Here is a 23,323-nt window from a genome sequence, read left to right as displayed (position 1 = left end):
CCATGTGTGGAATCATCGGTATCGTCGGAACCTCCGAAGTCGCATCGGCGCTGTATGACGCGCTGACGGTGCTGCAACACCGCGGCCAGGACGCGGCGGGAATCGCCACGATCGACGGTTCGCGCCTGCGTCTGCACAAGGGCAACGGACTGGTCCAGGACGTGTTTCAGCGCGAACACATGCTTGGCTTGCGCGGCAATATCGGTATCGGTCATTGCCGTTATCCGACAGCCGGTTCGGAGGGCAGCAATGATGCCCAGCCGCTGTATGTGAATTCGCCCTACGGCATCGCCTTGGCGCACAACGGCAACCTGGTCAATACCGATACGCTTCGTCGAGAGATGTTCGAAGACGATCGCCGCCACATCAATACGGATTCGGATTCCGAATTCCTGCTCAACGTGCTGGCCCACGAGTTGCAGATCCAGGAGCGCATGGCGCTGTCCAGCGACAACCTGTTCAAGGCGGTTGCCGGTGTGCACCAGCGCTGCGTCGGCGGCTACGCCGTCGTTGCACTTGTGCTCGGCTATGGGCTGCTTGCGTTCCGTGATCCGCACGGCATTCGCCCGCTGGTCCTGGGCGAGCGCGATACGCCGGACGGCAAGGAATACGCCGTGGCGTCCGAATCGGTCGCCTTCGATATTCTCGGTTTCAGGCTGATGCGTGATGTCGCTCCGGGAGAAGGGGTGCTGATCACGCAAGACGGACAGTTGTTCACGCGGCAATGCGCCGAGCCGGTCAAGCACGCGCCCTGCATCTTCGAATATGTCTACCTGGCTCGCCCGGACTCGATGATCGAAGATGTTTCGGTGTACAAGGCGCGCCTGCGCATGGGCGAGCGACTGGCGGCCAAGATTCTGCGGCTCAAGCCCGACCACGGCATTGATTCGGTGATCCCGATACCGGATACCTCGAGGACTGCGGCCTCATCCCTCGCTCAGGTCCTGGGTGTGCCGATGCGTGACGGGTTCGTCAAGAACCGCTACATCGGACGCACGTTCATCATGCCCGGTCAAAGCGAGCGCGTGAAATCCGTTCGCCGCAAGCTCAATCCGATCGGGCTGGAGTTCCGCAACAAGAATGTACTGCTTGTGGATGATTCGATCGTCCGTGGGACAACATCGCGCCAGATCATCCAGATGGCCCGTGATGCCGGTGCCAAGAACGTCTACCTGGCTTCGGCCGCGCCGCCGGTTCGCTACCCGAACATCTATGGCATTGACATGCCATCGGCAGCAGAACTGGTGGCTCATGGCAGAACCGAAGCGGAAATCGAAAAGGTGCTCGGTGCAGACTGGCTGGTTTTTCAGGATCTTTCCGACCTGGTCGCATCGATCGCCGAGGGCAACGAGAAGCTGCAGGAATTCGATGCCTCCTGCTTCTCCGGCGAGTACGTGACCGGCGTCGAACCCACCTACCTCGACCAGCTGGAATTCTCGCGATCGGACGAAGCCAAGGACAAGCGACGCCAGGCAGGCTGAAGCTTGCCGCGCGACAAAGCAAAAAGCGCGCTACACGTCGCAGGCTTCGATTGCTGCCCTCGCGTTACTGCTTCGTTGTTGGATTGTGAATGGGTGCTTTGTCAAACCGGGCAGGAAAGAGGCAGAATCGGGTACGGCTGAGCAATGTCAGCTTTTTTTGCCTTCTGGGGAGTGGTGGGGTGGCCAAGAAAGACCTGTTCGAAGCAGCCCACCGCTGTCTGGCATCCGCAGATCCGGATCAGAAAGTGGCACTGGCGCACGAGCTGGCTGCCGACTACCGTTCCGGGAAGCTGCAAGCCTCTGCCCAGGGCACTTCCGCTGAACCGATCGGCAACCCCGGCAAGCCCGCCTTGCCTCGATTGATCGAGCCGCGCAACCTTCCCCAGCGAGGGCTGGGCAGCGATGAGGGCAGGGCGGCGCTGGTTCACGCCATTGCCCACATCGAATTCAATGCGATCAACCTTGCCTGCGATGCGGTGTACCGGTTTCGCGGCATGCCCGAGGCGTACTACGCCGACTGGGTGGGCATCGCCGAAGACGAAGCGCGCCACTTCAGGCTGCTCACGCAGAGATTGCGCGAGCTGGGTCATGCCTATGGCGACTTCGATGCCCACAATGGTCTCTGGGAAATGGCCGTGCTGACCGCCGATTCGTGTTTGCAGCGCATGGCTTTGGTGCCACGCGTGCTCGAAGCGCGCGGACTGGATGTCACACCCGCCATGATCCACAGGCTGCGCAGCGTGGGCGATAGCGCAACCGCGGACGTTCTCGAAATCATCCTGCGCGAAGAAGTGCCTCATGTGGCTGCCGGTTCACGCTGGTTCGCCTGGTGCTGCGAGCAGGAAGGTGTGGAGCCCGAATCGACCTTCGCTGCACTGCTCGAGCTGCACATGAAGGGAAGTCTGCGCGGGCCGTTCAATCTTGAGGCGCGCCGGGCGGCAGGATTCAGCGCCGCCGAACTGGTCCACATTGGCAGCCTCGCCGCGTGAGACGGCTGCTATTCGCCAGTGCCGTTCTTGTCAGCCTGAGCCTGGTGCTGCTGTGGGCGGCCGGCGTCGACTGGCAGTCTCCGATATTCGCGCAACAGCAGCGCAACTGGGCAGGCTCCGAATTTCGGGTGGTGATGGGGGGCGCGGCCCAGGACGAGGATCGGCTCAACATCGGCGCAGTGGGCGATGATCGGACTGCGTTGCAGTCGGTGGTGCTCAATGGAGTCGATGCCACGGAGAACACCATTCTCCGCTATCACTTCAGTCAGTTTCCGCACACCCTGGAGCTTTCTCTGGTGTTCCGGCGCGTCGGTGACGAGGACGTCACCGTGGTCTCGCTGCCATGGCCGCGTGATGGCGACTCCTGGTTCGATCTCGGCACGGTGCCGGAGTGGAGGGGCCGCATCACGGAGTTGGCCTTTGCCGAATATCCGACCCCGCAAATCGTGCCTCCCATGCAGGGCTTCAAGCCGTTTACCCTGGTGGGTGCCAGCTTGTACTCGCGCTCCTGGCAGGGGGACCTCTCTGCCCTCCTGACGGACTGGACCGGTCAGTGGCCGTGGAGCCAGCGTTCGGTGCATGCACTCGGTCGCGATACCGACACGCCGCGTGCACAGTCCCTGATTCTCTGCGTGATGCTGGCCGTCGGCCTGATCCTGTTCTGGTCGTACGTGATCTTGAGGATGCGTGGTGCAGCATTGCTGCGTGTCGGGGTCGTCGCACTCTTTGTCGGCTGGACGATGCTCGATCTGCAATGGCATTCCGGATTGCGCTGGCGACACTCGGCCACCGAAGTTCTCTACAGCGGATTCTCCTGGCCCGAACGCGAGTTGCACTCGGCGGATCAGGATCTTGTCGAGACAGCCCGCGAGCTCAAGCAGGCGCTGCGCGACGTGCCGGACAATACGCGCGTTCTGGTCCACTCGGCTTCCAGTTTCACGGTGCTGCGGCTGGTCTATCACTTGTTGCCGATGAATGTGGGCGTGCTGGCGCAAGCCCGGGCGACAGCGCCAGACCAGCCCTTGCCTGAAAGCAGTATCGTGGTTCTCTACGATACCGCCGGCTGGCGCTTCGATTCGCAGAGGAAGATCATGCACGGTGACGGCTTGCGGCTGCCGGGAGAGATCATTTATCGCCGCGATCCGTTGATCGTGTTCCAGGTAGGAGAGGGCTCGTGAGTCTCGCCTACATCCTCGCCTGGATTCTGCCGTGGTTTGCCGGCACCGGAATTTGTCTGGCCTTGAATCGGGGTATGCGCGCGCAAGGAGACATCGCGGCAATTCTTGGCACGGGATTCCTGTTCGGGTTGTTTCTGGTGGCCGGGCTTGCCTCGTTCATTGCGCAAGAAGACACCCGACAGGCCTTTTCCGACACGGCACCATGGCTGGCGGGCATTGGCATTCTTGCCTGGGCAGTGGCTTTGAAACTGCGCAACAGGAAATCACTCCTTCTCCTGGAGCAAGGCCTTTCGCCTGCACTCCGTGTGTTGTGGTGGGCGTTGCTGGCGGCCATCGTGCTTCGGCTGGGTGTGCTGGGCAGCGAGGCGCTGTTGCGCCCGACCTTTCCCTGGGATGCCTGGTCAGCCTGGTCGGTGAAGCCCAAGGCATGGTTTCTGATCGGTCACTACGTTCCCTATGTGTCGATGCAGGAGTGGCTTGCGAATCCTGACCTACCGCTGCGTACCGCCGCCATCTGGGACTATCCGGAGCTGCTGGCGTGGATCGAAATATGGTTCGCCAGCGCCGCAGGTGGCTGGAACGAGCCATTGATCAATTTTGCCTGGACCGGGGTACTCGCCTCGATCGGACTGGCCAGCTATGGTCAATGGCGTGCAATCGGGCTACGCCCGGAACAGTGCATGCTGCTGGTCTACGGCCTGGTTTCCCTGCCTTTGCTGGGCGCCCATGTCGCACTGGCAGGCTATGCGGACCTCTGGCTGGCGGCGGCACTGGGCATGGCCGTGCTCGGCTGGTTGCGCTGGATGCACGATCGCGCCCCTGGGCAGCTCGTATTGGCAGGCCTTTTTGCGGCCACACTGCCGATGATCAAACTGGAAGGTGCGGTCTGGCTCGCCATATTCAGTTCGGTCGTAGTCCTGAGCATGCTGCCCAAGCGGATTCGCTGGTGGGTTGTCACAGCAGCGCTGCTACTCGCTCTGCTGGGCCTGGCCCTGGGCGGATTCGCGATACCGATCCTCGGTCTTGGCTGGGTGCGCGCAAGCTGGGGTGAAGTGATTGTTCCAGCGCTGGGGGCTCTGGACCTTCATTGGAGACCGGTGGGTCGGGCCATGCTGTCCGGCTTGCTGACGCTGCCCAACTGGCATTTGCTCTGGTACCTGCTGCCGCTGGCCGTGGCATTGCGCTGGCACGTTTTCCAGGAAAGCCGAATGGCGCGGTCGCTTGGCGCGATGCTCGGTCTCTGCGCGCTGTTCCTGTTTGTGCTGTTCTTCTTTACCGAAGCGTCGACCTGGGCGGAAAACTACACCAGCGCCAATCGCCTGATCCTGCACATCGTGCCGGCCGTGTTTTCACTGCTGGCCTTGCTGATCGTGGGGTTCAGCCTGAGCAATCGCGATACACCTGAACAATCGACTGCGCCGACTGCTGAAGGGTGAATCGTTGTTCCCAGCGACGTCTTCCTGCAGCACCCATCGCAGCCCGTGAAGCCGGATCGTTCTCCAGCAGGGCAATGGCCTGAACCAGATCCGCCGCGATGCCGGGTCTGACCAGAATTCCTGTCTCGTTGTCGACGACAACTTGTCCGACACCTGATCCCGGGATATCGCAGGCCACGACAGCCAGGCCTGCCCGCATGGCTTCCAGCAGGACCAGTCCAAATGCCTCGCTTCTGTCCAGGGACGGCAATACGAACAGATCCGCGTCGGCATAGGCGGCCTGCAGTTCGGCCTCCTCGCAATCAGAAATGAAGGACACCCGTGCCGCGATATCCAGCCTGACGGCCATGGCTTGCAGGGAATCGCGCTGTTCGCCATTGCCAACCAGTACCAGCCGACACCCCGGCAGCTCGACCAGTGCTTCGAGCAGTCGTGCAAACCCCTTGTAGTGACTGAGCCTGCCAACGCCGAGAATCCGCAGTCCACTTCCCGGCGGCCAGGCCGGAGCCGTGCCCGGGACCGGATTTCGATCCTTTATTCCGAGAGGGACCACTCTGACTTTCGATTTCCACGGTGCGAGAGCGGCGCTGGCGTCGCTATAGGCTTGCGAGGTCGCGACAATGGCCGCGGCACGCTTGAGCAGCCACCGCTCGAACGGCTGGTACAGACGATAGGCCATGCGTACGCGCCAATCCGGCATGTCGGCGGACACGTCGGCATGCCAGTGCACGATCCACGGCAGCGCGCGCGCGCGCGGACTGAACAGGGCTGCGAAACACGAAGGGTTCGGCATGTGCAGGTGGAGCAGGTCAGGGCGGATCGTTTTCAGCGCATGCCCAAGTTGCAGCGGATAGGTCGGGCTGATCGGCGTGTACAGGGGAGCCGCGATGCATCCCGCGCGCCACAGCTCGACTCCGTTGTACGGGCCATGGGAGCTGCGCCAGTCGCCGGGCGACTGATGGACCAGGGCACTTGTGCAGTGCCCCTCCCGGGCGGTCCATTCGGCAAGATCCTGCAAGTAGCGTTCGATGCCGCCTCGATGCGGCTCGTAGTACTTGCCGAGATGAAGTACCCGCATCGAGCTAGTCGATCGACTTGGCGTCGGAGGAACCGGAGTTGACCGGATTGCGCAAGCGTTCGATTTCCTGCTCGAGCATGGCCAGTTTCTGGGTCAGTCGGCGCATCTGGCGTTCCTGCCGGGAGCGATCGATATCGAGCTTGAGCAGCCTCAGCAAGACCATCGACAGTCCAATGATGATCGGCAGCACCGGCGCATAGTTGATGCCGGTCAGCTTGCCGAGCCAGATGACCAGAGCCGGGAACATGCCAAGAATGAGCGTGGCCGCGGCCACCATCAGCCACCACGCCGCGAACGGTCCGTGCAGATGGTCGCGGCGCACGAGGTAGAGGATCGCACCGGCAAGGGCGAAGCCGAGAATGGCGGCGGTGATCTGGGCGTCCAGCATCAGTTTTTCACGCTCGCTGCAGCCGGTTCCGCTGCCCGCGTTCCTAGATCCACGCGCGAGATGCAGAGTATCGTCGTGTTGAACATGTAACGCGCGACCACGGCCCAGGAAGCGAATACACGAGAATGTCCGCTCTTGCGCGCCTGCATCGGCACCGGGGTCTCGGTGATTCGCATGCCTTTTCCTGCCAGCAACATGAGTACGCCCACGTCCTGGAAGTCCAGCAGGCTCGCTTCCGGCGCAGCGAGCACCTGCATGGCCTGCTGATCGTAAAGACGCAATCCCGACGTGAAGTCGCGCAGGCGAAGGCCGGTCAGCAGTCTCAGATATTGCCAGGCAATCCGTTTCGGCAGGCTGAGCCGTTCAAAGCACGTCCCGATGACGACATTGGCATTCGTCTGCCTGCGTGCCTCGAACAGAAGCGGCAGGGAATCGGGCATGTGCTGTCCATCGGCGTCCAGGCAGAGTACTGACTTGAACCCGTGTTTCCGCGCATAGCGGATGCCGGTCTGGCTCGCGCCCCAGGCGCCCAGCCCTATCGGCAGCGTCAATACATCTGCCCCCGCGGCGCGGGCGGTGGCGCCCGTTCCATCGGTGCTGGCGTCGTCGACAACGAGCACGCGGCATCCCAGCGCTGCGCGCACGCCGGCCACCACGCTTGCGACCGTGGCGCATTCGTCTCGGGCGGGGATGACAGCCAGGCAATCGGTAGGCAGCAGCGTGGTCAAGTCAGACCTGATGGGGAGCAGGGGACCGCGATTCTCGTCATCCGCCGGCTTGCATGTCAATCAATGCGTGACTTGTGCCAGAAAAGCCTGGAGCAGGGCGATTCGAGGCAAGAGAGGGGTTGTCGAAGGCTGTCCGCGCCTGCGCATGGGATCCCGGGGCAGCACGGGCCTTGCCGGGCCCGGAGACCCGCAAGGACGCCCGACACTGTTCATGGGACGGATTGGGAATGGGTGCGCGAAGAGCAAGAGTGTCCGGATCCGGCATTCCCATGCGTCTATTGTCCTGTGAACAGGGAATGACGGGCCGACTCTCCCCCTTTTTCGAGGTGAGACGGAACGACAGATCAAAGCCCGGTTCTGACAAGTTGGCCAAGCAAAAGCGCGGAAGCTGTTGACGAGCAAAGGGTAAAGTCCTTAAGCTCCGAACGGTTAAGGCACGGGCTAGGCCTTTCGGTGTGTGCTTTAAGGGGAAGGGGACCCACCCCACCCAGACAATCCTGGAGAGACAACCAAATGAACACGAAAATGAAAACACTTGCTATGGCAGTTGTGGGCTTGGTGGGTTTTGGTGCAGCTGGCGCCGCCATGGCACAGTGCCCGACCAGCCTTTCCCCGCCGTGGAGCCTGACCCTTCAGCTGCAGGGCACCGTTTCGAGCCAGACCGGCGGATATGATTCCACGCCGTGCCGTCTGCGCACCGCGCTGAACCAGAACAGCTCGCCGGCGGCCAAGGCAGGCGTGCTTGACCAGACACCGGCCAGTGAAACCCGCTACCGCGCGCAGTTCATCGTTGACGCGTCGGGAATCACTCTGACCGCAGCCAATCGTGCGGCCACCGTGTTCAATGTCATCGGTACCGGTACGGCGCCGGGCGGCACCGGCAACCTGGTGCAGGCCTTCCTGCGTGGCAATGGAACGGCAGCTTCGCTGCGTTTTCTGGTTGGTGACACCAACCAGGGTAGCCTCTACCAGATCGTTGACGTCGCACTTCCGAATCAGGCCGGCGCGAACCGTGTGGAAATCGACCTCACTGTCGCCGCTGGCACGGGCAGCATGCGCTACTGGGTGACCGATGTAGCAACCTCTACCAGCGATGGCAGCCCGACGGGTACCGTCTCGAACCTGGCCAACAGCGTCTGGACCGGTGTTGATCAGGTTGTCCTGGGCCTCGCTGGTGCAAGCACCTTCTGGCGCCAGAACTTCACGAACACGAACTATGTCTACTTTGACCAGTTCGATTCCCGTCGCCAGACCTTCATCGGCAACTGAGCAACTGGCTTACATAAAAACCTGTTGAATACTTTTTGGAGTGACGATAATGAAAAAGACTTTGCTTGGAGCTACTGTCGCGGCGTCGTTGATGTTCGCCGGGGCAAGCTTCGCCCAGAACTGTACCCCTAGTGCCGGTACCCCGGTGTTGAACGGCGCCACCAGCAATACTCCGCAGGCCGCTTTTGATACCTGCACCGCAGCCGATCAGCTGGCGGTATCCTGCAGTGGCCTGAATCCGATTGGCAACGCGACCGATGCCGTCTGGGCGGTCACGGTCGGCCCTGGTGCCCATAACGGCAGCTTCCAGATCACGACCTCCGTGGGAACCTATGACATCTATGCTGGTCTGATGTCGGGCACCTGCAATGGCTCGTCGCCTTGCCCACTTGAGGCCGACAGCAACGGAGCCGGCGGTTCCGAAACGCTTGGTCCGGTTGATGGTTTGGCCAACGGTTCCTACTTCCTGCTCGTTACCACGTTCGGTGCAGGTTGTGGTCCGGTCGTTATCACTCCGCCTACGCTGCCGGTGAGCCTCCAAGGTTTCTCGGTAGAGTAAGCAGAAGTCATCCTAAAAGCCCACGTGGAGACACGTGGGCTTTTTTATGGGCGAGAGAAAAATGAAGGTCCGGCTAAAAGTATCTGTCGCAATCGCGTTGTTAGCGTTGCTGTCCACCGCATCGGCGGCCGATTCGCGCCCCACGTCGCCAGTACCCAGCGAAATGCTGTCGGTACTTAGCGAGCCCGAGTTTGGTGTCGCGTTTCCCTATCAGGAAACCCGCGCGAATGTGAAACTCACAAATTTGAGCAACAAGACGGTGACTATCGATGCGATCAGGCCGCGGCTAGCTACGGACAAGTTTCTTGGGACAACCCCGATCGAGATTGCGCCGAACGGCAGCGTCGAGTTTGAAGTCGCCATCCAGACTGATCACGGCGTCGGGCGAATTGCCAAGTACTTTGATGTTTATACGGGCAACCTTGACACGCCTGAAATGAGTTTTGCGGTTCGCGGCTTTGTTGATTGGGTCGTGGACCCGGAGTCCGTAAAGGTCGATTTTGGAAACATCGACGAGATCAACGGCGCTACCAGGACCCTGACGATAAAGAGGGTGCCTGGTTCGAATCTAAAGTTGACAGGTGTTGTCGACGATGGTGATCGATTCAAGACCGAAGTAGTTGATGACGGACTTGGAATCCACCTTGTCAGCAAGAAGAACGCACCATTGGGATTGTTTGATGAATACGTGATCCTTTCCACCTCGAGTACATTGCAGCCCAAGGTAGGCTTACGTGTTCGTGGCCAGATGGTTACGCGACTTGTGCCTAGCATGAATCCGGTAGATTTCGCGCTGATGCGAACCGGCGAATCCAGCGAACGAATCGTCAGGCTGGAAGAAATCGATGGCAAGCCCATCAAGATTGGCTCTGTCCGCGTTGAAGGCATCGAAGCTCAGGCCACATTGCAGGACTGCATCCCTAAGAATGATTCGTGCATGAATCTGCGCATCGGCTTTCCGGCTCAAAGCGAGCGTGGCCAGCGCGGAGGAAAAGTGGTACTAGAACTGCTTCCGTCAAAGCGCGAGTTTCCAATTGAGTTCGGAGCACTCATTATCGGCAAAGACACTCAAATCAGGAATCTGGACGACGATTTGAGGGCATCTGCGGAAGCAGAGCCACAAGTTTCCGACGTCATAAGGAACGCTATCCGGAAGCCACCTCAGCCGCTAGAGATGCCTGCCCCCGAGGGAAAGGGGCCGTTGCTGACCTGGCAAGCATCCAATGAGTATGGCGTGTGGGGCTATGAGATTTTCCGCGGAAGCTCGAAGGACGGGCCATTCAAGAGGGTTAGCCACGATTTCATCAAGCGGCTGGATAGTTCGGGCGAGATCGGTTCAATCTACCGCTGGCGCGACATGGATGCAGAGTCCGGCACCACTTACTACTACTACGTTGGCCTTGTGTACGAGGATGGGCGAAAGCGGGAGTTCACAACTCCGCAGGCGGTTAAAGCAAAGTAGCCGCCCCAGAGCAGACGAGGCAAAGTTCCTTGCGCGACCAAATTGCAGAATTGATTCGCGAGGCGTTAGCAATTTTGCTTGCCGCACAAAGAGAGATATCATCCGAATTGACGAATTTTGGCATCAAGGAAGGAAGTGCTCATGAGCAAGATCTGGATTGGCTTGGCATTTGCTGCGTTTTCGGGATGTGTTTCCGCACAGGTTTGCACGCCGACCGCCGGCAACATTACCGGAGCCCAGAGCGGAATTCCCCTGCCGTCATATGACACTTGCACGGCAACGGATCAGCTGGCGGTTTCTTGCAGCGGTTTAAATCCGATCGGCAACGCTACTGATGCCATCTGGTCCGTGCAGGTCGGGCCGGGCGCTCATTCAGGGAGTATGGTTATTTCCACGTCCAATGCGGCCTATGACATCTATGTTGGATTGATGTCGGGCAGTTGCAATGGTTCGTCTCCATGCCCTTTGGAGGCCGACAGTGCTGGCGCGGGCGGAACAGAAACCTTGGGGCCCATGGATAGCCTGGCGAACGGTACCTACTACTTGTTAGTGACAACGTTTGGTGCTGGTTGTGGGCCAGTTACCATTACGAATCCCACTCTCCCCGTGGCATTGCAAGAGTTCTCCGTGGAGTAAGGCCTGGATTGGAGAGGCCTGTGATCAACGCAGCTCGGAAGAGCTTTCCAGGTAATCGTCAAAACTGATACTGCTGGATTGCTCATACCAGTCTCCCAGTACGATGCGCTCCGCCGATTTGCCATCCAGTTCGAACTGATGGGTGGCGGGGCGGTGGGTGTGGCCGTGTATCAGGTGATGCACTCCGGCTCAGGCATTGAGGCAGCCATACGGCCTCCTGATTGACGTCCATGATCGCCGAATTGGCATCGCTGCCCGTGTGCCGCCGGCTTTCTTCGCGGGCCTGGCCAGCAAATGCTTCCCGCTCTTCGACGCTGCGCTCAAGAAACTGGCGTTGCCAATCGGGTGAGCGCGACAGGGTTCTGAACTGCTGATACTGCCCGTCGTCTATGCACAGGCTGTCGCCGTGCATCAGCAGGGTGGGCGTTCCATAGAGATCTATGACCGACGGGTCCGGCAGCAGGGTCAGGCCGGCCTTGCGCGCGTAGCTTTCTCCGAGCAGGAAATCCCGGTTGCCATGCATGAAGAAGGTGGGGCGACCGGCATCGCGCATGGGTCGCATGGCGTCGATGAAGCGCTGGCCGATTTCGCTGTCGGCGTCGTCGCCGATCCAGGCTTCGAAGAGGTCCCCGAGGATGTAGAGGGCATCCGCACGGACTGCCTCATAGCGAATGAATTCTTCGAATTGCCGAATGATCTCGGGGCGAGACAGGTCGAGGTGGAGATCGGAGATGAAGAGGGTGGTCATCGGGTTTCGTTGGCAGCCATGGCTATTTTTCGACTATTGCTCTGGGCCGCAAAATCCGCAGTACACCGGGATCAACTTTTCCGGCGATCGGTACGACTGCTGTTGGTGAGAAAATCAAAGGCGCCAAGAGCCCCTCTTCCCCCTGCGGGACCTTCTCCCGCAGGCGGGAGAAGGACTTTCACAGTCGGCATCGCGCCCTTGTCGACGGTTCGACTTGAGGGGTGACCAAATCCAAGCGGGTCGGGCTTCGAATCAGGGAAGTATCTCGACCTTTTCGATGACGACGTCGGTGGTCGGTACATCGCTGCGGAACGGGCCCTTGGGGCCGGTTGGTATGGCCTTGATCTTGTCGACCACATCCATGCCTTCGACGACTTCACCGAATACGGCATAGCCCCAGGTTTCGGCGCGCTCGTCGCTGACGAAGTCCAGATTGCGGTTGTCGACCAGGTTGATGAAGAACTGCGCAGTGGCCGAGTTCGGGTCCGGTGTACGCGCCATGGCGACCGTGCCGCGCTTGTTGGAGAGGCCGTTGTTGGCCTCATTCGGAATCGAGGGTCGGGTCGGTTTCTGGCGCAGATCGGGGGTGAAGCCGCCGCCCTGGATCATGAAGTTGTTGATCACGCGATGAAAGATCGTGCCGTTGTAGAACCCGTCGTTCGCGTACTGGATAAAGTTCTCGACGCTCTTGGGTGCCTTTTCAGCATTCAGTTCGATGACGATGTCGCCCTCGCTGGTCGTGATCTTCGCTTTCGGGTTGGCTTTCGGAGCTTCGGCCGCTGCCGCGGCTTCCGGCTTTGCCGCGGGCTGTGCAGGCTCGGCCTTGTCCTGGGCGAGGGCTCCGAACGGAATCGCCAGGAGCAGGGCGAAGGGAAGGATGGCGCGCGCGCCGCGAATGCTGGGGAAGTGGATCATCGTCTGGTTTCCTGGTCCGGGAATGGATCTGCCCATCATAAGCCTTGTGCCGGATCGCGAAAACTCCGGGGATGGCCTGGGACCACAGATCCGGAAGTCAGGGCAGATGGCGGCAGCTCGCCGGAGCAAGCTTCAGCTGCGATGCCCATGATGCTCATATGCGGGTCGGCGATAGAGCATCGCAGCTGAAGCTGGCTGCTACCTCAAGCGATTCAGCGGCATCGCGTTCCGGACAACGGTTCGGCGCTGGCAGGCGAATGCCTTCAGGCGGCGACAAGCCGGTTGCTGGACTTGCTCACCACCAGCTTGATGTCGATCAGCTTCAGGTAGTCACGTTCCTGTTCCAGATCGATTCGGGTCAACGGATGATTCTCGAGCCAGGTGCCTGGCAGGTCGAGGGTCAGCTCGCCGTCCCTGGCGGTCAATCGCAAGTCGGGCAGTGCTTCGCTGCTGCGCGCACGGTGCAACAGCACAGACAGCCGCAGCAGGGCTGTCAGGCGCTGCGTGGTGGGCTGCATGCGTGGCGGCAGGCTTGTCATGGTCGCCGTGTCCGGCTTGCGTCGATGTGAGCGCAGGATCGCTGCCAGCTGTTGCTGCTCCTGACGGCCGAAGCCGGCCATGTCGGAGTTGGCAATAATGTAGGCGCCGTGGGCGTGGTGCTGGCTGTGCGCGATGGCCAGGCCGATCTCGTGCACATGTGCGCACCAGTGGAGGATTTCCTGGGCCTGCACATCCAGTTGCCAGCGATCCGCGACCTGGGCAAGAAGATTCGCTGCGGTCTCGCCAACACGGGTTGCCTGTGCTTCCTCCACGCCGTAACGCTCTGCCAAAGCCCGGATGCTGGTATTGCGCGAGTCGGTATGCAGCGCGCGGCCGAGCATGTCGTAGAGCAGGCCTTCGCGCATGGCGGTATCGCAGACGTTCATCTGCTCGAGGCCGAATGTCCTGAAAATCGCATCGAGAATCGCCACGCCACCGGCGATCACGTTGACCCGGTCGCTGGACAGGCCAGGAAGGTTCAACTTGCTGCTGTGCCCGAAGGCGAGCAAGGTTTCCCGCAAGGTGGCGAGGGAATCGGCCGTGATGCCCTGCTCGGACCAGCCATTGGCCTGAACGATGCCGCCAATGGCCTTCATGGTTCCCGAGGAACCGATGGCCTCGCTCCAGCCGCGCTCGCGGTAGTGGGCGCCAAACTGCTGCATTTCGACAGCTATCTCGGCAAGCGCCTGTTTCCAGCGGCGGGGCGTGATCTTGCCGTCTTCAAAGAATCGCATGGTGCTGGCAATGCAGCCGACCTGGAGGCTCTCACGCTCCAGCGCTTCGTGGCCGCGGCCGATGATGAACTCGGTACTGCCGCCGCCGATATCGACGACAAGTCGCGTCTTGTCGCTGCTTGGCAGGCCTCGGGCGACACCCTGATAGATCAGGCGCGCTTCCTCACGGCCGGAAACCACTTCGATGGGATGGCCCAGCGCCGTTTCCGCCGGAAGCAGGAATGCCTGCGGGCTGGCCAACTGGCGGACGGCATTGGTGGCCACCGCGCGAACCCGTCCAGGCTTGAAATCAGCCAGGCGTTGGCCAAACCGCGACAGACAGTCGAACGCGAGCTCACGTCGTTCGCGGCTGAGAGTGCCGTCCTTGCGCAGGCCGGCGGCCAGGCGAACGCTTTCGCGCAAGCGGTCGATCACGCGCAACTCGCCGTGCGTGTATCGCGCCACGACGAGATGAAAACTGTTGGAACCGATATCCGCCGCGGCGATCAGGTCGCCATCCTGAATCTCGTCGGGCAGTTCAACGGACTTCATGGGCAAAGCTTTTCCAGCAACGCGATCTGGGCGCAATGCGGTTTGTCATTGCCGGCCGGAACACGCGTATAGCTGCCATCCGATTCGAGCTGCCAGGCCTGGGTATTGTCGTTCAGGTAGTTCTGCAGCGATTCGTCGAAGACTCGCGCAGCAAGACTGGGATCGAGTATCGGAAAACAGGTTTCGACACGTCGAAGCAGGTTGCGATAGAGCCAGTCTGCACTCGAGCAGTAGATTTCCGGCGAAGTGTCGTTCTGGAACCAGTACACACGGCTGTGTTCCAGGAATCGCCCGACGATGGAGCGGACCCGAATATTCTCCGATACGCCGGGTATTCCCGGGCGCAGGGTGCAGGCGCCGCGCACGATCAGATCGATCTGCACACCATCGCACGAAGCGGCATACAGCGTCTCGATCACTTCGGGTTCGTTGAGTGCATTGAATTTGGCGATGATGCGTGCCGGCTTGCCGGCCTTGGCGTGCTCCGCTTCCCGCTCGATCTTGGCCAGCAATCCCTTGTGCAGCGTGAACGGTGAATGCAGAAGATGCTTGAGCTTGATGATGGGACCCAGTCCGGACAGCTGGAGGAAAAGCAGATGTGCGTCTTCGCCAATTCCCGGATCGGCGGTCATCAGACCGAAATCCGTGTAGATGCGCGAGGTGACGTGATGGTAGTTGCCGGTCGACAAGTGCACGTAGCGGCGCAATGAACCCGATTCGCGTCGAACGATCAGCAGCATCTTCGCATGGGTCTTGTAGCCGACCACGCCATAGACAACCTGCACCCCCGCTTCCTGCAGCCGGTTCGCCAGGCGCAGATTCGCTTCTTCATCGAAACGCGCGCGCAGCTCGACAACGACGGTCACGTCCTTGCCCAGGCGTGCGGCCTCGATCAGGTGATCGACCAGTTGCGAGTCCGTACCCGACCTGTACAAGGTCTGCTTGATAGCCAGCACGTCCGGATCGAGACTTGCCTGCTTGACCAGTTCGCTGACCGTCGAGAACGACTCAAAGGGATGATGCAGAAGGATGTCGCGCTCGCGGATGGCATCGAACAGGCTGTCTCCTTCTGCGGCTACCCGGTTCACGCGTTGCACGAAGGGTGGAAATTTCAGGTCGGGCCGGTCGATCTGATCGTAGATCGCGGCGCTTCGGCTGACATTGACCGGACCATCGCACAGATAGACGTCCTGATCCGTCAGTTCGAAATTCTGCTCGAGCATCTGCGTGATCGAGCGCGGACAATTGGAGCCGACTTCCAGTCGAACCGCCTTGGCGTAGCCGCGCCCGCGGAGTTCGTCGCGCAAGGCCATGGCGAGGTTCTCGACCTCTTCTTCATCGACCACAAGCTCGCTGTTTCGGGTTACCCGGAACTGGTACGAACCCTTGACCTGCATGCCCGGAAACAGCTCGTCCATGAACTCATGCAGCAGGTCGGAAAGAAACACGAAGGAAATGCCCTCGCCAGCGACCTCGTCCGGCAAGCGGATGATGCGCGGCAAGGACCGCGGCGCACGCAGCAAGGCCATGTGCCCTTCGCGTCCGAACGCATCCTTGCCGGCCAGTACGACAGCGAGGGTCAGGCTCTTGTTCAGGATGCGCGGAAACGGATGCGCCGGATCCAGCCCAAGCGGAGACAGGACGGGCAGGGTTTCGTTGCGGAAATAACCCTGCAGCCAGCGCTTCTGCTTGACCGTCCATACTTCGCGGGTAAGGAATCGGATACCTTCGCGATTGAGCTCCGGCAGCAGCGTATTGTTCCAGAAGGCGTATTGCTTCTTGACCAGCGACAGGGCGCGCTCGCGGATCTGGCCGAGCAGTTCGCCGATCGGAGTCGCGTCGGCCAACGGCGTACTCTCGCCGAATGCGTGGTGGTGCTTGAGCACGGCCACCCGGACCTCGAAGAATTCATCGAGATTGGTGCAGGAAATGCACATGAAACGCAGGCGTTCGAGCAGCGGATTGCGCGGGTCTTCGGCCTGGGCCATGACCCGCGAATTGAACTCGATCTGTGCGAGTTCGCGATTGAGGTAGAGCGACGGGTCGCTGAAGTCGCGCTTGCCTTTGTTGTTCCCGGTCTCGTGCACGGGCTTGGTCGTTGCGGACGGCATCATGGCTGGCGGGTCATTGCTTACCTCGACCAAGGGCACGTTCATTCCAGGACTTCCTCCGCAGCAAACTCCGATGGTAGCAACTGACTGGGTTTGAAAACGCAGGAAAACGTACTGCCCACTCCCAGTTCGCTTTCGATCTCCAGATGTGCGTCGTGCAATTGCAGCACATGCTTGACGATGGACAGCCCAAGACCCGTGCCACCGGTTTCTCGCGACCGGCTGGTCGAGACGCGGTAGAAGCGCTCGGTCAGACGTGGCAGGTGCTGGGCGGAAATGCCGTGACCCGTGTCGGTCACGCTGAGTTTCCCACCATTCGAGTCGCTGATCCAGACGATGTGGATTCGCCCGCCAACAGGAGTGTAGCGCACGGCATTGCTGACCAGATTGGAAAAGGCGCTGTAGAGATCCCGTGATGAGCCACGCAAGTCGTGCCCGCCCTTGATGCTGGAGGAAATCGTGTGCCGGCCCCGGCTGAGGCCTTCCGCATCGCGATGCAAGGTGGTGACTAGGGGGCGTATGGCGACCCTGGACTTCGGCAGTGCCTCCTCCGCATCAAGCCGCGACAGGGTCAGCAGATCCTCGACGATCTGGGTCATCCGCCTGGACTGGCTTCGCAGCTCGCGAATGATCGATTCGAACTCGGGAATCTGTTCCGGCTCGATAAGGTCGAGATACCCGTGCACGACAGTCAACGGTGTTCGCAATTCGTGCGAAACATTGGCCACGAAATCGCGCCGCATTTTCTCGACGCGCAGGATCTGGCTGACATCGCGCGCCAACAATAATGAGTGGCCTTCGGAATAGGGAATCAGGCGAAGATTCAAGTGCACTTCGGCGTCAGCCGGTGCCGTGACATCAGTCAGTGGATCGATGCCGCCCTCATCCATCCATTGGCGAAGCCCCGGAATGGCAATGGCATCTGCAACAAGCTCGCCGAGATTGTCCGGGTGCTGCAGCCCGAGCAGGCTGCCGGCGGCCGTGTTGAACCAGGCGATCCGATGGTTTTCGTCGACCGCGACCATGGCATCCGGCAAGGCCACCGCGGCATCGCGGAAAGCGCGCAGCAAGCCGAACAACTTGGTTCGGCGATGGGCAGCCCGGGCTTTCACACGCTTGAAGAGAATCGATAACCCGCGCCGCGAACGGTTTGCACGAAGTCGTCCATAGCGTAGGGCGCGAGGGTCATGCGCAGGCGTCGAATGTGCACGTCGACCGTGCGCTCCTCCACATACACGCCGCCGCCCCAGACATGATCCAGCAACTGGCTGCGCGAGTAGACGCGCTCGGGATGGGTCATGAAGAAATGCAGCAAGCGGTATTCGGTTGGGCCGATCGCCACGATCTGGTCGTTGGCGAAAACGCGATGTGCGGCGCTGTCGATGCGGAGTCCGGCGATCTCGATCAACCCCTCGGTATCCTCGCCGTGGGCGCGGCGCATCACCGCGCGAATTCGTGCCACCAGCTCGCGCGCCGAGAACGGCTTGACCACGTAGTCGTCGACGCCGGCATCCAGGCCGTTGACCCGGTCCGTTTCTTCACCACGGGCGGTCAGCATGATGATCGGCACCTCGCGGGTCAGGTCCTCACGGCGAAGTCGCCTTGCCAGTTCGATGCCGGTCATGCCCGGAAGCATCCAGTCAAGCAGGATCAGGTCGGGAATCTGGTCGCCGATGGCCGATTGGGCGCTGCGGGCGTCTCCCGCATGGATCGCTTCCATGCCTGCCTTGCGCAGCGCAAAGGCCACCATATCGCGGATGGAAGGTTCGTCTTCGACAATCAGTACGCGTTTCTGCACAGGATTCTGCGGATGGTGGCCGGGATGGCCGCCTTGTTACGGCTCTATTGCAACCGGGATTTGTTACGGCTCAATGACATGCGGGCGCAGTTCTGATCGGGACAGCGCGCCGCTGCCGAGAATCCGTCGGTGCTTTCGGGCTCCGATTCGCGGCGTTCGCGCTTGCGAATGTCCAGCACGATGGGCGTCATGGCGGTGATGCGGGCGTCGACGCGGGCACGCTGGTAGTAGGTCAGATCCTGCTTGCTGGAAAGGGTCTTGAGCTGGTTCAGCGCATCCTCTGCGCGGCCATTGAGAAACGCCCACTCGGCATAGGCCTCCGCGGCGCGAACCGTGTCGCCTGCCAGTTCGTTGGCGCGGGCGAAACTGCGTTGCAAGTCGGGATCTTCGGGGTAGCGCGTGAGCAGGGGGCGAATCAGGTCAAGGGCAACCTGTGCCGATTTCTCGTCGGAGCGGGCGAGCAGGGCCTCGGTATAGGCCAGCGCAATGGCTCGATTGCCGGGAAAGTCCTTGCTCAGACGCTCATAGCGCTTGAACGCGGCGTCCTTCATGCCGGCCTGGTCCTCGGCTTCGGCCATTCCGAGTTCGAAAACCGAGCTGCCGGGAAATTCCTTCGTCAGAACGGCAAACTCCTCGACGGCAGCTTTCGGCTGGCGCGCCAGGGTCAGCGACAAGGCATGACCATAGCGAATGGCGGTGGTGCCGGATTCCGGGCCGCGTTTCAACTCGTCCGTGTAGTAGCGCAACATGGCATTGGCCGAGTCTGCATTGAGGATGCGCGAGCGTTCGCGCATCAGTTCGAAATAACTGCTGTCCGTCGGAGCTGCTGGTTCTGCTGCCGCGGTCGCACCGCCCAGTCGCGGTGTCGGAATGCTCAGGTCCAGAGAAATGCCGGAGTCACCCTCGGCTTGAGGCAATCGCCTGGCGACCGGCGCCCGCGTACTGACCGGCTGGTAGCTTCGATCAAGGTTGACTGCGCGCGCCTTGGCATCGGCGATCCGGTTCACGTCGACCGGGTGGGTACGCAGGAATTCAGGCACGTCGATTCCGTTCACGCGCATGACGCGCTGCATCGTCGCGAAGGTATCCGCCATGGCCAGGGGATCGTATCCGGCTCGGGCAAGACTCTGGATGCCGACCCGGTCGGCTTCGATTTCGTCATAGCGCGTGAAGTTGATGGCGCGCTGCTGGATCAGCGAGATGCCACTCATCAAGGCGGCCTGGCCGGCGTCGTCTGTTCGACCTGCAGTAGCCACCAGTGCGCCGAGCATGGCCAGCGCGATAGGCAGGGTCGATTTCCTCGAATCCTCGAATGCACGCAACAGATGCTGCTGGGTGACATGGGCGATTTCGTGCGCGATGACGGCAGCCAGTTCGTCCTCGGTGTTCATGGCAATGATCAGCCCGACGTTGACACCGATATAGCCGCCCGGAGCGGCGAATGCATTGATGCCGTTGTCGCGAACGACGAAGAAGGTGAACTCCAGGTCCGGGCGGTCGCTGACCGATACAAGGCGGTAGCCAAGACCGTTCAGATAGTCGTTGACCAGGGGGTCATCGAGGACGTAGTTGTAAAGCCGCATCTCGTGCAGCATCGAGGCCCCGTAGGCCTTCATTTCATCGGGCGACAAGGCTGTCGCAGCCGAACTGCCGATATCGGGCAGGCGAACGCCGTTGTCCTGGGCGCCAGCCAGACTGACGCAGGAGGCTGTGAGCAGCAGGGACAGCCACTTCATTTTCAACATCGTACCGGACTCCAAAGGGTCCAAGAGTCATCCGACATTCTAGCGCCGGATGCCTTAAGGCAACGTGATATTTCGGCCTGAAGGCGTGTTCTGTATGCTTTCCGGCAAATTCTCCGATTTCGGGGGAAGATTTGCATCCAATCAGGAAAATCGAATGGTATCGGTCGAGCTCTACAGCAGCGCAACCTGCGGGTACTGCCTTGCTGCCAAGAACCTTCTCAAGCAAAAGGGGTTTGACTACGAGGAAATCCGCATCGACCTTGATCCTGCCCGTCGCGACGAGATGCTTTCACGCACCGGCGGACGTCGCTCGGTCCCGCAGATTTTCGTCAATGGCCATCATGTCGGAGGATTCGAGGAACTGGTTGCTGCCGAGCGTAGCGGCAAGCTGGCCGAGTTCGCGGCCACGGGCCGCACCTGAATCCCGTTGTTCAACGGGGCAGGCGAATCAGCCTGACCGCTGTGCCGCTGGCATCCAGTCCCGACAGCCTGTCGAGCCCGATCTGATCAAAGTCGGCCAGCACCGTCGAACCTTCAGTCAGCGAGCAGAAAACCGCTGACGGATAACCACCGATGTCCCGGGATCTGCATTGCAGGGACACGCTGCCAAACTTGTCGACCAGGCGGAAGGATTCCTGGTCCGAAGTGATCAGCTCGACCAGAGTGACCACTTTCGCATCGCGGGCCTGATCGGTAACCAGAACCCATTCGCCACGAAAGTGCTGCCCGGCCGGCCCCTCGTTGAACGGAACCCGCATCAGGTTCAACGGCTGGATGTCGACGACCAGCGAGTCTTCCGAGCGCGGGCGCACCAGCCAGGCATGGGCCTGCGAGGGCGAGAGAAATTCGAGATGCAGCGACATGCCCGGTTCGGCCCCTGGCGAAGAAAACGGCGCCGAAAACGGTTCATCGCCGCCAACCATGCGAACCAGCTGAACATGAGTCGTATTGCCAGGCATCGTTGCACTGCCGAAATACCAGACCGGTGATCCCGCCTCATAGCTCAGCAACGAAACGGCGATATCGTCGCCCTGCTGCTCGATCGAGACGCCACTGCCGCCAAGCGTCTGGCCGAATTCGGAGCCTGGAACGGACCACCAGAAACCGCTTTCCGGTCGGGAAAGGGTGATATCACCGCCGGACTGCAAGAGGCGGAATCCGATCAGTTCAGCGTTGCCGCCGGCTTGCTCCAGATACAGGCGGACCTGGTAAATGCCCAGGGCCAGGCGGTCGCGTCCGGATTCGCGGGCAGGATTCACCTTGAGGCTGACAGGCGTGCTGACCGTCGCGCAGTGTGCGGTGTTGCCGCGCAGATGGACGTCGATGTTGAAGCCTTCGAGCGTGGTCCTGCTGATCACAGGCAGGCAGGAGACCGGCCAGACAAGGCGAATTTCCAGGTCCGGCGGCCAATGCGGCGCGTACTCGCTCACGCTGACCAGGCTTACGCTGAGATCCGTACTGCTGGAGTGGGGAGCCGAGTTCGACCCGGCCAGCAGCGGGCCCTGGAATGTGGCTGCCCAGGCGATCACGATGCAGAAGGCGATGCGTGCGAATGCCGCCCTGGTTGTGGGAACGCGTATCATTTTCGGATAATGCGCGCCCTTTGCCGCTTTCGGCAAGTCGGTCTGGTGGCGTTTCAGTGGAGAATTTTTTCTGATGAGTCAAACAATTGCTGTCATTCGAGGCGACGGAATCGGTCCCGAAATCGTGGATTCGGTTGTTCGCGTGCTCGACGCTCTCAACGTCGGCCTGAGCTACGAGTACGTGGAAGCCGGCGTTTCGGCACAGCAAAGTGTTGGCGAATTGCTCCCCCAGGCCACGATTGACGCCATTGCACGCCACAAGGTGGCGCTGAAGGGCCCGCTGACCACGCCGATCGGCGGAGGCTTCAGCTCGCTGAACGTCGAACTGCGCAAGCGCTTTGACCTCTACGCCAACGTGCGTCCGGCGATCACCTTCCCGGGAACCAAGGCCAGATACGAGAACATCGACATCATCACGGTGCGGGAAAACACCGAAGGCGCTTACGGCTCGGAAGGCCAGACCCTGTCCGAAGATGGCGAAGTGGCCCAGTCCCTGATCCGCAATACACGGCATGGATGCGAGCGCATCGTTCGCTATGCGTTCGAGCTTGCCAGCAGACAGCGTCGCAGGAAGGTCACTGCCGTGCACAAGGCGAACATCATGAAGACGACCTCGGGGCTGTTTCTCAAGGTTGCCCGTGATGTGGCCAGGGAATATCCGGATATCGCGTTCAACGAAATGATTGTCGACAACACCTGCATGCAGCTGGTCATGAATCCCCAGCAGTTCGACGTCATCGTGACGACCAACCTGTTTGGCGACATCATTTCGGATTTGTGCGCAGGTCTTGTCGGCGGGCTGGGACTGGCGCCCGGAGCGAACATCGGCAGCGACGTGGCGATTTTCGAGGCGGTGCACGGCTCGGCGCCGGATATCGCCGGCAAGGGCGTGGCCAATCCCTGCGCGCTCTTGCTTGGAGCGGCACAGATGCTCAGCCACATGGGCCATGAGGACCAGGCGCTTCAGGTGCGGACTTCGATCCGCGACACGCTGGAGGCGCGCGATTCCCTGACCCCCGATCTTGGTGGATCCGGCAATACAAGCAGCTTCACGGACGCCCTGATCAAGCGGATTTGAATCCGGTCGATGGGCTGGCTGCCAGGTGGTCGAGTACGACAATCCGCCCGCGGCCGGGTCGATAGGCTGACTGCAAGGCGCGATTGACGAAGTCGATCGCGGTCTCCACCGCATTTTCCAACACCTCGCCACGGGCCATGCCGGCTGCGATCGCGGAGGCCAGCGTGCAGCCAGTACCGTGCCCTTCGGCCTTGATGCGCGAATGGCTGAACCAGCGAGCACCACGCTTGCTGACCAGTACGTCGTGTACTTGCGACCCTGCAAGGTGTCCGCCTTTCAGCAGAACGGCGGCTGCGCCCAACTGATGCAGCTCCAGCGCGGCCTCAAGCAGACTGT

21 protein-coding genes and 1 pseudogene are annotated in these 23,323 nt (G+C 60.9%); 10 read left to right on the top strand and 12 right to left on the bottom strand.

What is annotated here, in order from left to right; translation table 11 throughout:
- Positions 1 to 2 precede the first annotated feature (2 nt).
- The 4 genes from purF (at position 3) to R3F00_RS11825 (ending at position 5,084) form a co-directional block, all read left to right on the top strand.
- Positions 3 to 1,481 carry an amidophosphoribosyltransferase gene (purF, locus tag R3F00_RS11840; protein WP_371282003.1) on the top strand — a complete coding sequence of 493 codons (1,479 nt, stop codon included), beginning with the start codon at positions 3 to 5 and terminating at the stop codon, positions 1,479 to 1,481.
- A 164-nt stretch (positions 1,482 to 1,645) separates the two neighbouring features.
- Positions 1,646 to 2,470, top strand: a complete 825-nt coding sequence (locus R3F00_RS11835) for a ferritin-like domain-containing protein (protein ID WP_371282113.1) — start codon at positions 1,646 to 1,648, stop codon at positions 2,468 to 2,470.
- A complete protein-coding gene (locus R3F00_RS11830; RefSeq protein WP_371282002.1) occupies positions 2,467 to 3,648 on the top strand; it encodes a hypothetical protein in 1,182 nt (393 codons plus the stop codon). Before R3F00_RS11835 ends, R3F00_RS11830 begins: the two co-directional genes overlap by 4 nt.
- Complete coding sequence (locus tag R3F00_RS11825) at positions 3,645 to 5,084, top strand: hypothetical protein (protein ID WP_371282001.1); 1,440 nt, start codon at positions 3,645 to 3,647, stop codon at positions 5,082 to 5,084. Before R3F00_RS11830 ends, R3F00_RS11825 begins: the two co-directional genes overlap by 4 nt.
- Here the strand turns inward: R3F00_RS11825 and R3F00_RS11820 are convergent.
- Genes R3F00_RS11820 through R3F00_RS11810 form a run of 3 tightly spaced genes read right to left on the bottom strand, consistent with a single transcriptional unit; the run spans position 5,026 to position 7,278 of the window.
- Positions 5,026 to 6,162, bottom strand: a complete 1,137-nt coding sequence (locus R3F00_RS11820; protein ID WP_371282000.1) for a glycosyltransferase — start codon at positions 6,160 to 6,162, stop codon at positions 5,026 to 5,028. The two genes, R3F00_RS11825 and R3F00_RS11820, sit on opposite strands and share 59 nt — an antisense overlap.
- Before the next feature lie 4 nt (positions 6,163 to 6,166).
- Positions 6,167 to 6,550 (bottom strand): DUF2304 domain-containing protein, encoded by a 384-nt coding sequence (locus R3F00_RS11815; protein WP_371281999.1) that lies wholly within the window; start codon positions 6,548 to 6,550, stop codon positions 6,167 to 6,169.
- The gene (locus tag R3F00_RS11810; RefSeq protein ID WP_371281998.1) at positions 6,550 to 7,278 is read right to left on the bottom strand and encodes a glycosyltransferase family 2 protein; all 729 of its coding nucleotides are present in this window, start codon (positions 7,276 to 7,278) and stop codon (positions 6,550 to 6,552) included. The genes R3F00_RS11815 and R3F00_RS11810 overlap by 1 nt, the downstream gene beginning before the upstream one ends.
- 525 nt (positions 7,279 to 7,803) lie before the next feature.
- Between R3F00_RS11810 and R3F00_RS11805 the strand changes: the two genes are divergently transcribed.
- The 4 genes from R3F00_RS11805 to R3F00_RS11790 all read left to right on the top strand — a co-directional run bounded on the left by R3F00_RS11805 (position 7,804) and on the right by R3F00_RS11790 (position 11,204).
- Positions 7,804 to 8,547, top strand: a complete 744-nt coding sequence (locus R3F00_RS11805; protein WP_371281997.1) for a hypothetical protein — start codon at positions 7,804 to 7,806, stop codon at positions 8,545 to 8,547.
- Between the two features lie 49 nt (positions 8,548 to 8,596).
- A complete protein-coding gene (locus tag R3F00_RS11800; RefSeq protein WP_371281996.1) occupies positions 8,597 to 9,106 on the top strand; it encodes a hypothetical protein in 510 nt (169 codons plus the stop codon).
- A 34-nt stretch (positions 9,107 to 9,140) separates the two neighbouring features.
- The gene (locus R3F00_RS11795; RefSeq protein WP_371281995.1) at positions 9,141 to 10,568 is read left to right on the top strand and encodes a hypothetical protein; all 1,428 of its coding nucleotides are present in this window, start codon (positions 9,141 to 9,143) and stop codon (positions 10,566 to 10,568) included.
- A 141-nt stretch (positions 10,569 to 10,709) separates the two neighbouring features.
- Positions 10,710 to 11,204 carry a hypothetical protein gene (locus tag R3F00_RS11790; RefSeq protein WP_371281994.1) on the top strand — a complete coding sequence of 165 codons (495 nt, stop codon included), beginning with the start codon at positions 10,710 to 10,712 and terminating at the stop codon, positions 11,202 to 11,204.
- 24 nt (positions 11,205 to 11,228) lie between these two features.
- On the opposite strand, the pseudogene R3F00_RS11785 reads toward R3F00_RS11790, so the two are convergent.
- The 7 genes and pseudogenes from R3F00_RS11785 to R3F00_RS11755 all read right to left on the bottom strand — a co-directional run bounded on the left by R3F00_RS11785 (position 11,229) and on the right by R3F00_RS11755 (position 20,326).
- A pseudogene (locus tag R3F00_RS11785) lies at positions 11,229 to 11,952 on the bottom strand (UDP-2,3-diacylglucosamine diphosphatase).
- A gap of 252 nt (positions 11,953 to 12,204) precedes the next feature.
- Positions 12,205 to 12,867 (bottom strand): peptidylprolyl isomerase, encoded by a 663-nt coding sequence (locus tag R3F00_RS11780; RefSeq protein ID WP_371281993.1) that lies wholly within the window; start codon positions 12,865 to 12,867, stop codon positions 12,205 to 12,207.
- Positions 12,868 to 13,130: 263 nt separating this feature from the next.
- Positions 13,131 to 14,672 (bottom strand): exopolyphosphatase, encoded by a 1,542-nt coding sequence (ppx, locus tag R3F00_RS11775; protein WP_371281992.1) that lies wholly within the window; start codon positions 14,670 to 14,672, stop codon positions 13,131 to 13,133.
- Positions 14,669 to 16,783, bottom strand: coding sequence for a polyphosphate kinase 1 (gene ppk1 / locus R3F00_RS11770; RefSeq protein WP_371282112.1), 2,115 nt, complete (start codon positions 16,781 to 16,783; stop codon positions 14,669 to 14,671). Before ppk1 ends, ppx begins: the two co-directional genes overlap by 4 nt.
- Positions 16,784 to 16,824: 41 nt before the next feature.
- Positions 16,825 to 17,853, bottom strand: a complete 1,029-nt coding sequence (gene phoR, locus R3F00_RS11765) for a phosphate regulon sensor histidine kinase PhoR (RefSeq protein ID WP_371281991.1) — start codon at positions 17,851 to 17,853, stop codon at positions 16,825 to 16,827.
- Between the two features lie 38 nt (positions 17,854 to 17,891).
- Positions 17,892 to 18,581, bottom strand: coding sequence for a phosphate regulon transcriptional regulator PhoB (phoB, locus tag R3F00_RS11760; protein WP_371281990.1), 690 nt, complete (start codon positions 18,579 to 18,581; stop codon positions 17,892 to 17,894).
- 44 nt (positions 18,582 to 18,625) lie between these two features.
- On the bottom strand, positions 18,626 to 20,326 hold the full coding sequence (locus tag R3F00_RS11755) for a M48 family metalloprotease (protein WP_371281989.1): 1,701 nt from the start codon (positions 20,324 to 20,326) through the stop codon (positions 18,626 to 18,628).
- 154 nt (positions 20,327 to 20,480) lie between these two features.
- Here R3F00_RS11755 and grxC point away from each other — a divergent pair, with 154 nt between their 5' ends.
- A complete protein-coding gene (gene grxC / locus R3F00_RS11750; RefSeq protein WP_371281988.1) occupies positions 20,481 to 20,747 on the top strand; it encodes a glutaredoxin 3 in 267 nt (88 codons plus the stop codon).
- A gap of 10 nt (positions 20,748 to 20,757) precedes the next feature.
- Here grxC and R3F00_RS11745 read toward each other — a convergent pair whose 3' ends face one another.
- Complete coding sequence (locus R3F00_RS11745) at positions 20,758 to 21,909, bottom strand: hypothetical protein (protein ID WP_371281987.1); 1,152 nt, start codon at positions 21,907 to 21,909, stop codon at positions 20,758 to 20,760.
- A 73-nt stretch (positions 21,910 to 21,982) separates the two neighbouring features.
- On the opposite strand from R3F00_RS11745, the gene R3F00_RS11740 reads away from it, so the two are divergent.
- Positions 21,983 to 22,987 carry an isocitrate dehydrogenase gene (locus tag R3F00_RS11740; RefSeq protein ID WP_371281986.1) on the top strand — a complete coding sequence of 335 codons (1,005 nt, stop codon included), beginning with the start codon at positions 21,983 to 21,985 and terminating at the stop codon, positions 22,985 to 22,987.
- Here R3F00_RS11740 and R3F00_RS11735 read toward each other — a convergent pair.
- Positions 22,974 to 23,323 (bottom strand): bifunctional hydroxymethylpyrimidine kinase/phosphomethylpyrimidine kinase (locus R3F00_RS11735; RefSeq protein ID WP_371281985.1); only part of this gene is annotated, 350 nt, incomplete at its 5' end. The two genes, R3F00_RS11740 and R3F00_RS11735, sit on opposite strands and share 14 nt — an antisense overlap.

The organism is Dokdonella sp. (genome assembly GCF_041395345.1).
GTDB lineage: Bacteria > Pseudomonadota > Gammaproteobacteria > Xanthomonadales > Rhodanobacteraceae > Dokdonella.
This window is presented reverse-complemented; position numbering and strand designations above follow the sequence as displayed.

Excerpts from the sequence above, each read along its gene's own strand:
- ppk1 (WP_371282112.1), bottom strand. The coding sequence starts at position 16,783 with ATGCCGTCCGCAACGACCAAGCCCGTGCACGAGACCGGGAACAACAAA.
- R3F00_RS11755 (WP_371281989.1), bottom strand. The coding sequence starts at position 20,326 with ATGTTGAAAATGAAGTGGCTGTCCCTGCTGCTCACAGCCTCCTGCGTC.
- R3F00_RS11820 (WP_371282000.1), bottom strand. The coding sequence starts at position 6,162 with ATGCGGGTACTTCATCTCGGCAAGTACTACGAGCCGCATCGAGGCGGC.
- ppx (WP_371281992.1), bottom strand. The coding sequence starts at position 14,672 with ATGAAGTCCGTTGAACTGCCCGACGAGATTCAGGATGGCGACCTGATC.
- R3F00_RS11740 (WP_371281986.1), top strand. The coding sequence starts at position 21,983 with ATGAGTCAAACAATTGCTGTCATTCGAGGCGACGGAATCGGTCCCGAA.
- R3F00_RS11815 (WP_371281999.1), bottom strand. The coding sequence starts at position 6,550 with ATGCTGGACGCCCAGATCACCGCCGCCATTCTCGGCTTCGCCCTTGCC.
- R3F00_RS11745 (WP_371281987.1), bottom strand. The coding sequence starts at position 21,909 with ATGATACGCGTTCCCACAACCAGGGCGGCATTCGCACGCATCGCCTTC.
- purF (WP_371282003.1), top strand. The coding sequence starts at position 3 with ATGTGTGGAATCATCGGTATCGTCGGAACCTCCGAAGTCGCATCGGCG.
- grxC (WP_371281988.1), top strand. The coding sequence starts at position 20,481 with ATGGTATCGGTCGAGCTCTACAGCAGCGCAACCTGCGGGTACTGCCTT.
- R3F00_RS11780 (WP_371281993.1), bottom strand. The coding sequence starts at position 12,867 with ATGATCCACTTCCCCAGCATTCGCGGCGCGCGCGCCATCCTTCCCTTC.
- R3F00_RS11790 (WP_371281994.1), top strand. The coding sequence starts at position 10,710 with ATGAGCAAGATCTGGATTGGCTTGGCATTTGCTGCGTTTTCGGGATGT.
- R3F00_RS11800 (WP_371281996.1), top strand. The coding sequence starts at position 8,597 with ATGAAAAAGACTTTGCTTGGAGCTACTGTCGCGGCGTCGTTGATGTTC.
- R3F00_RS11805 (WP_371281997.1), top strand. The coding sequence starts at position 7,804 with ATGAAAACACTTGCTATGGCAGTTGTGGGCTTGGTGGGTTTTGGTGCA.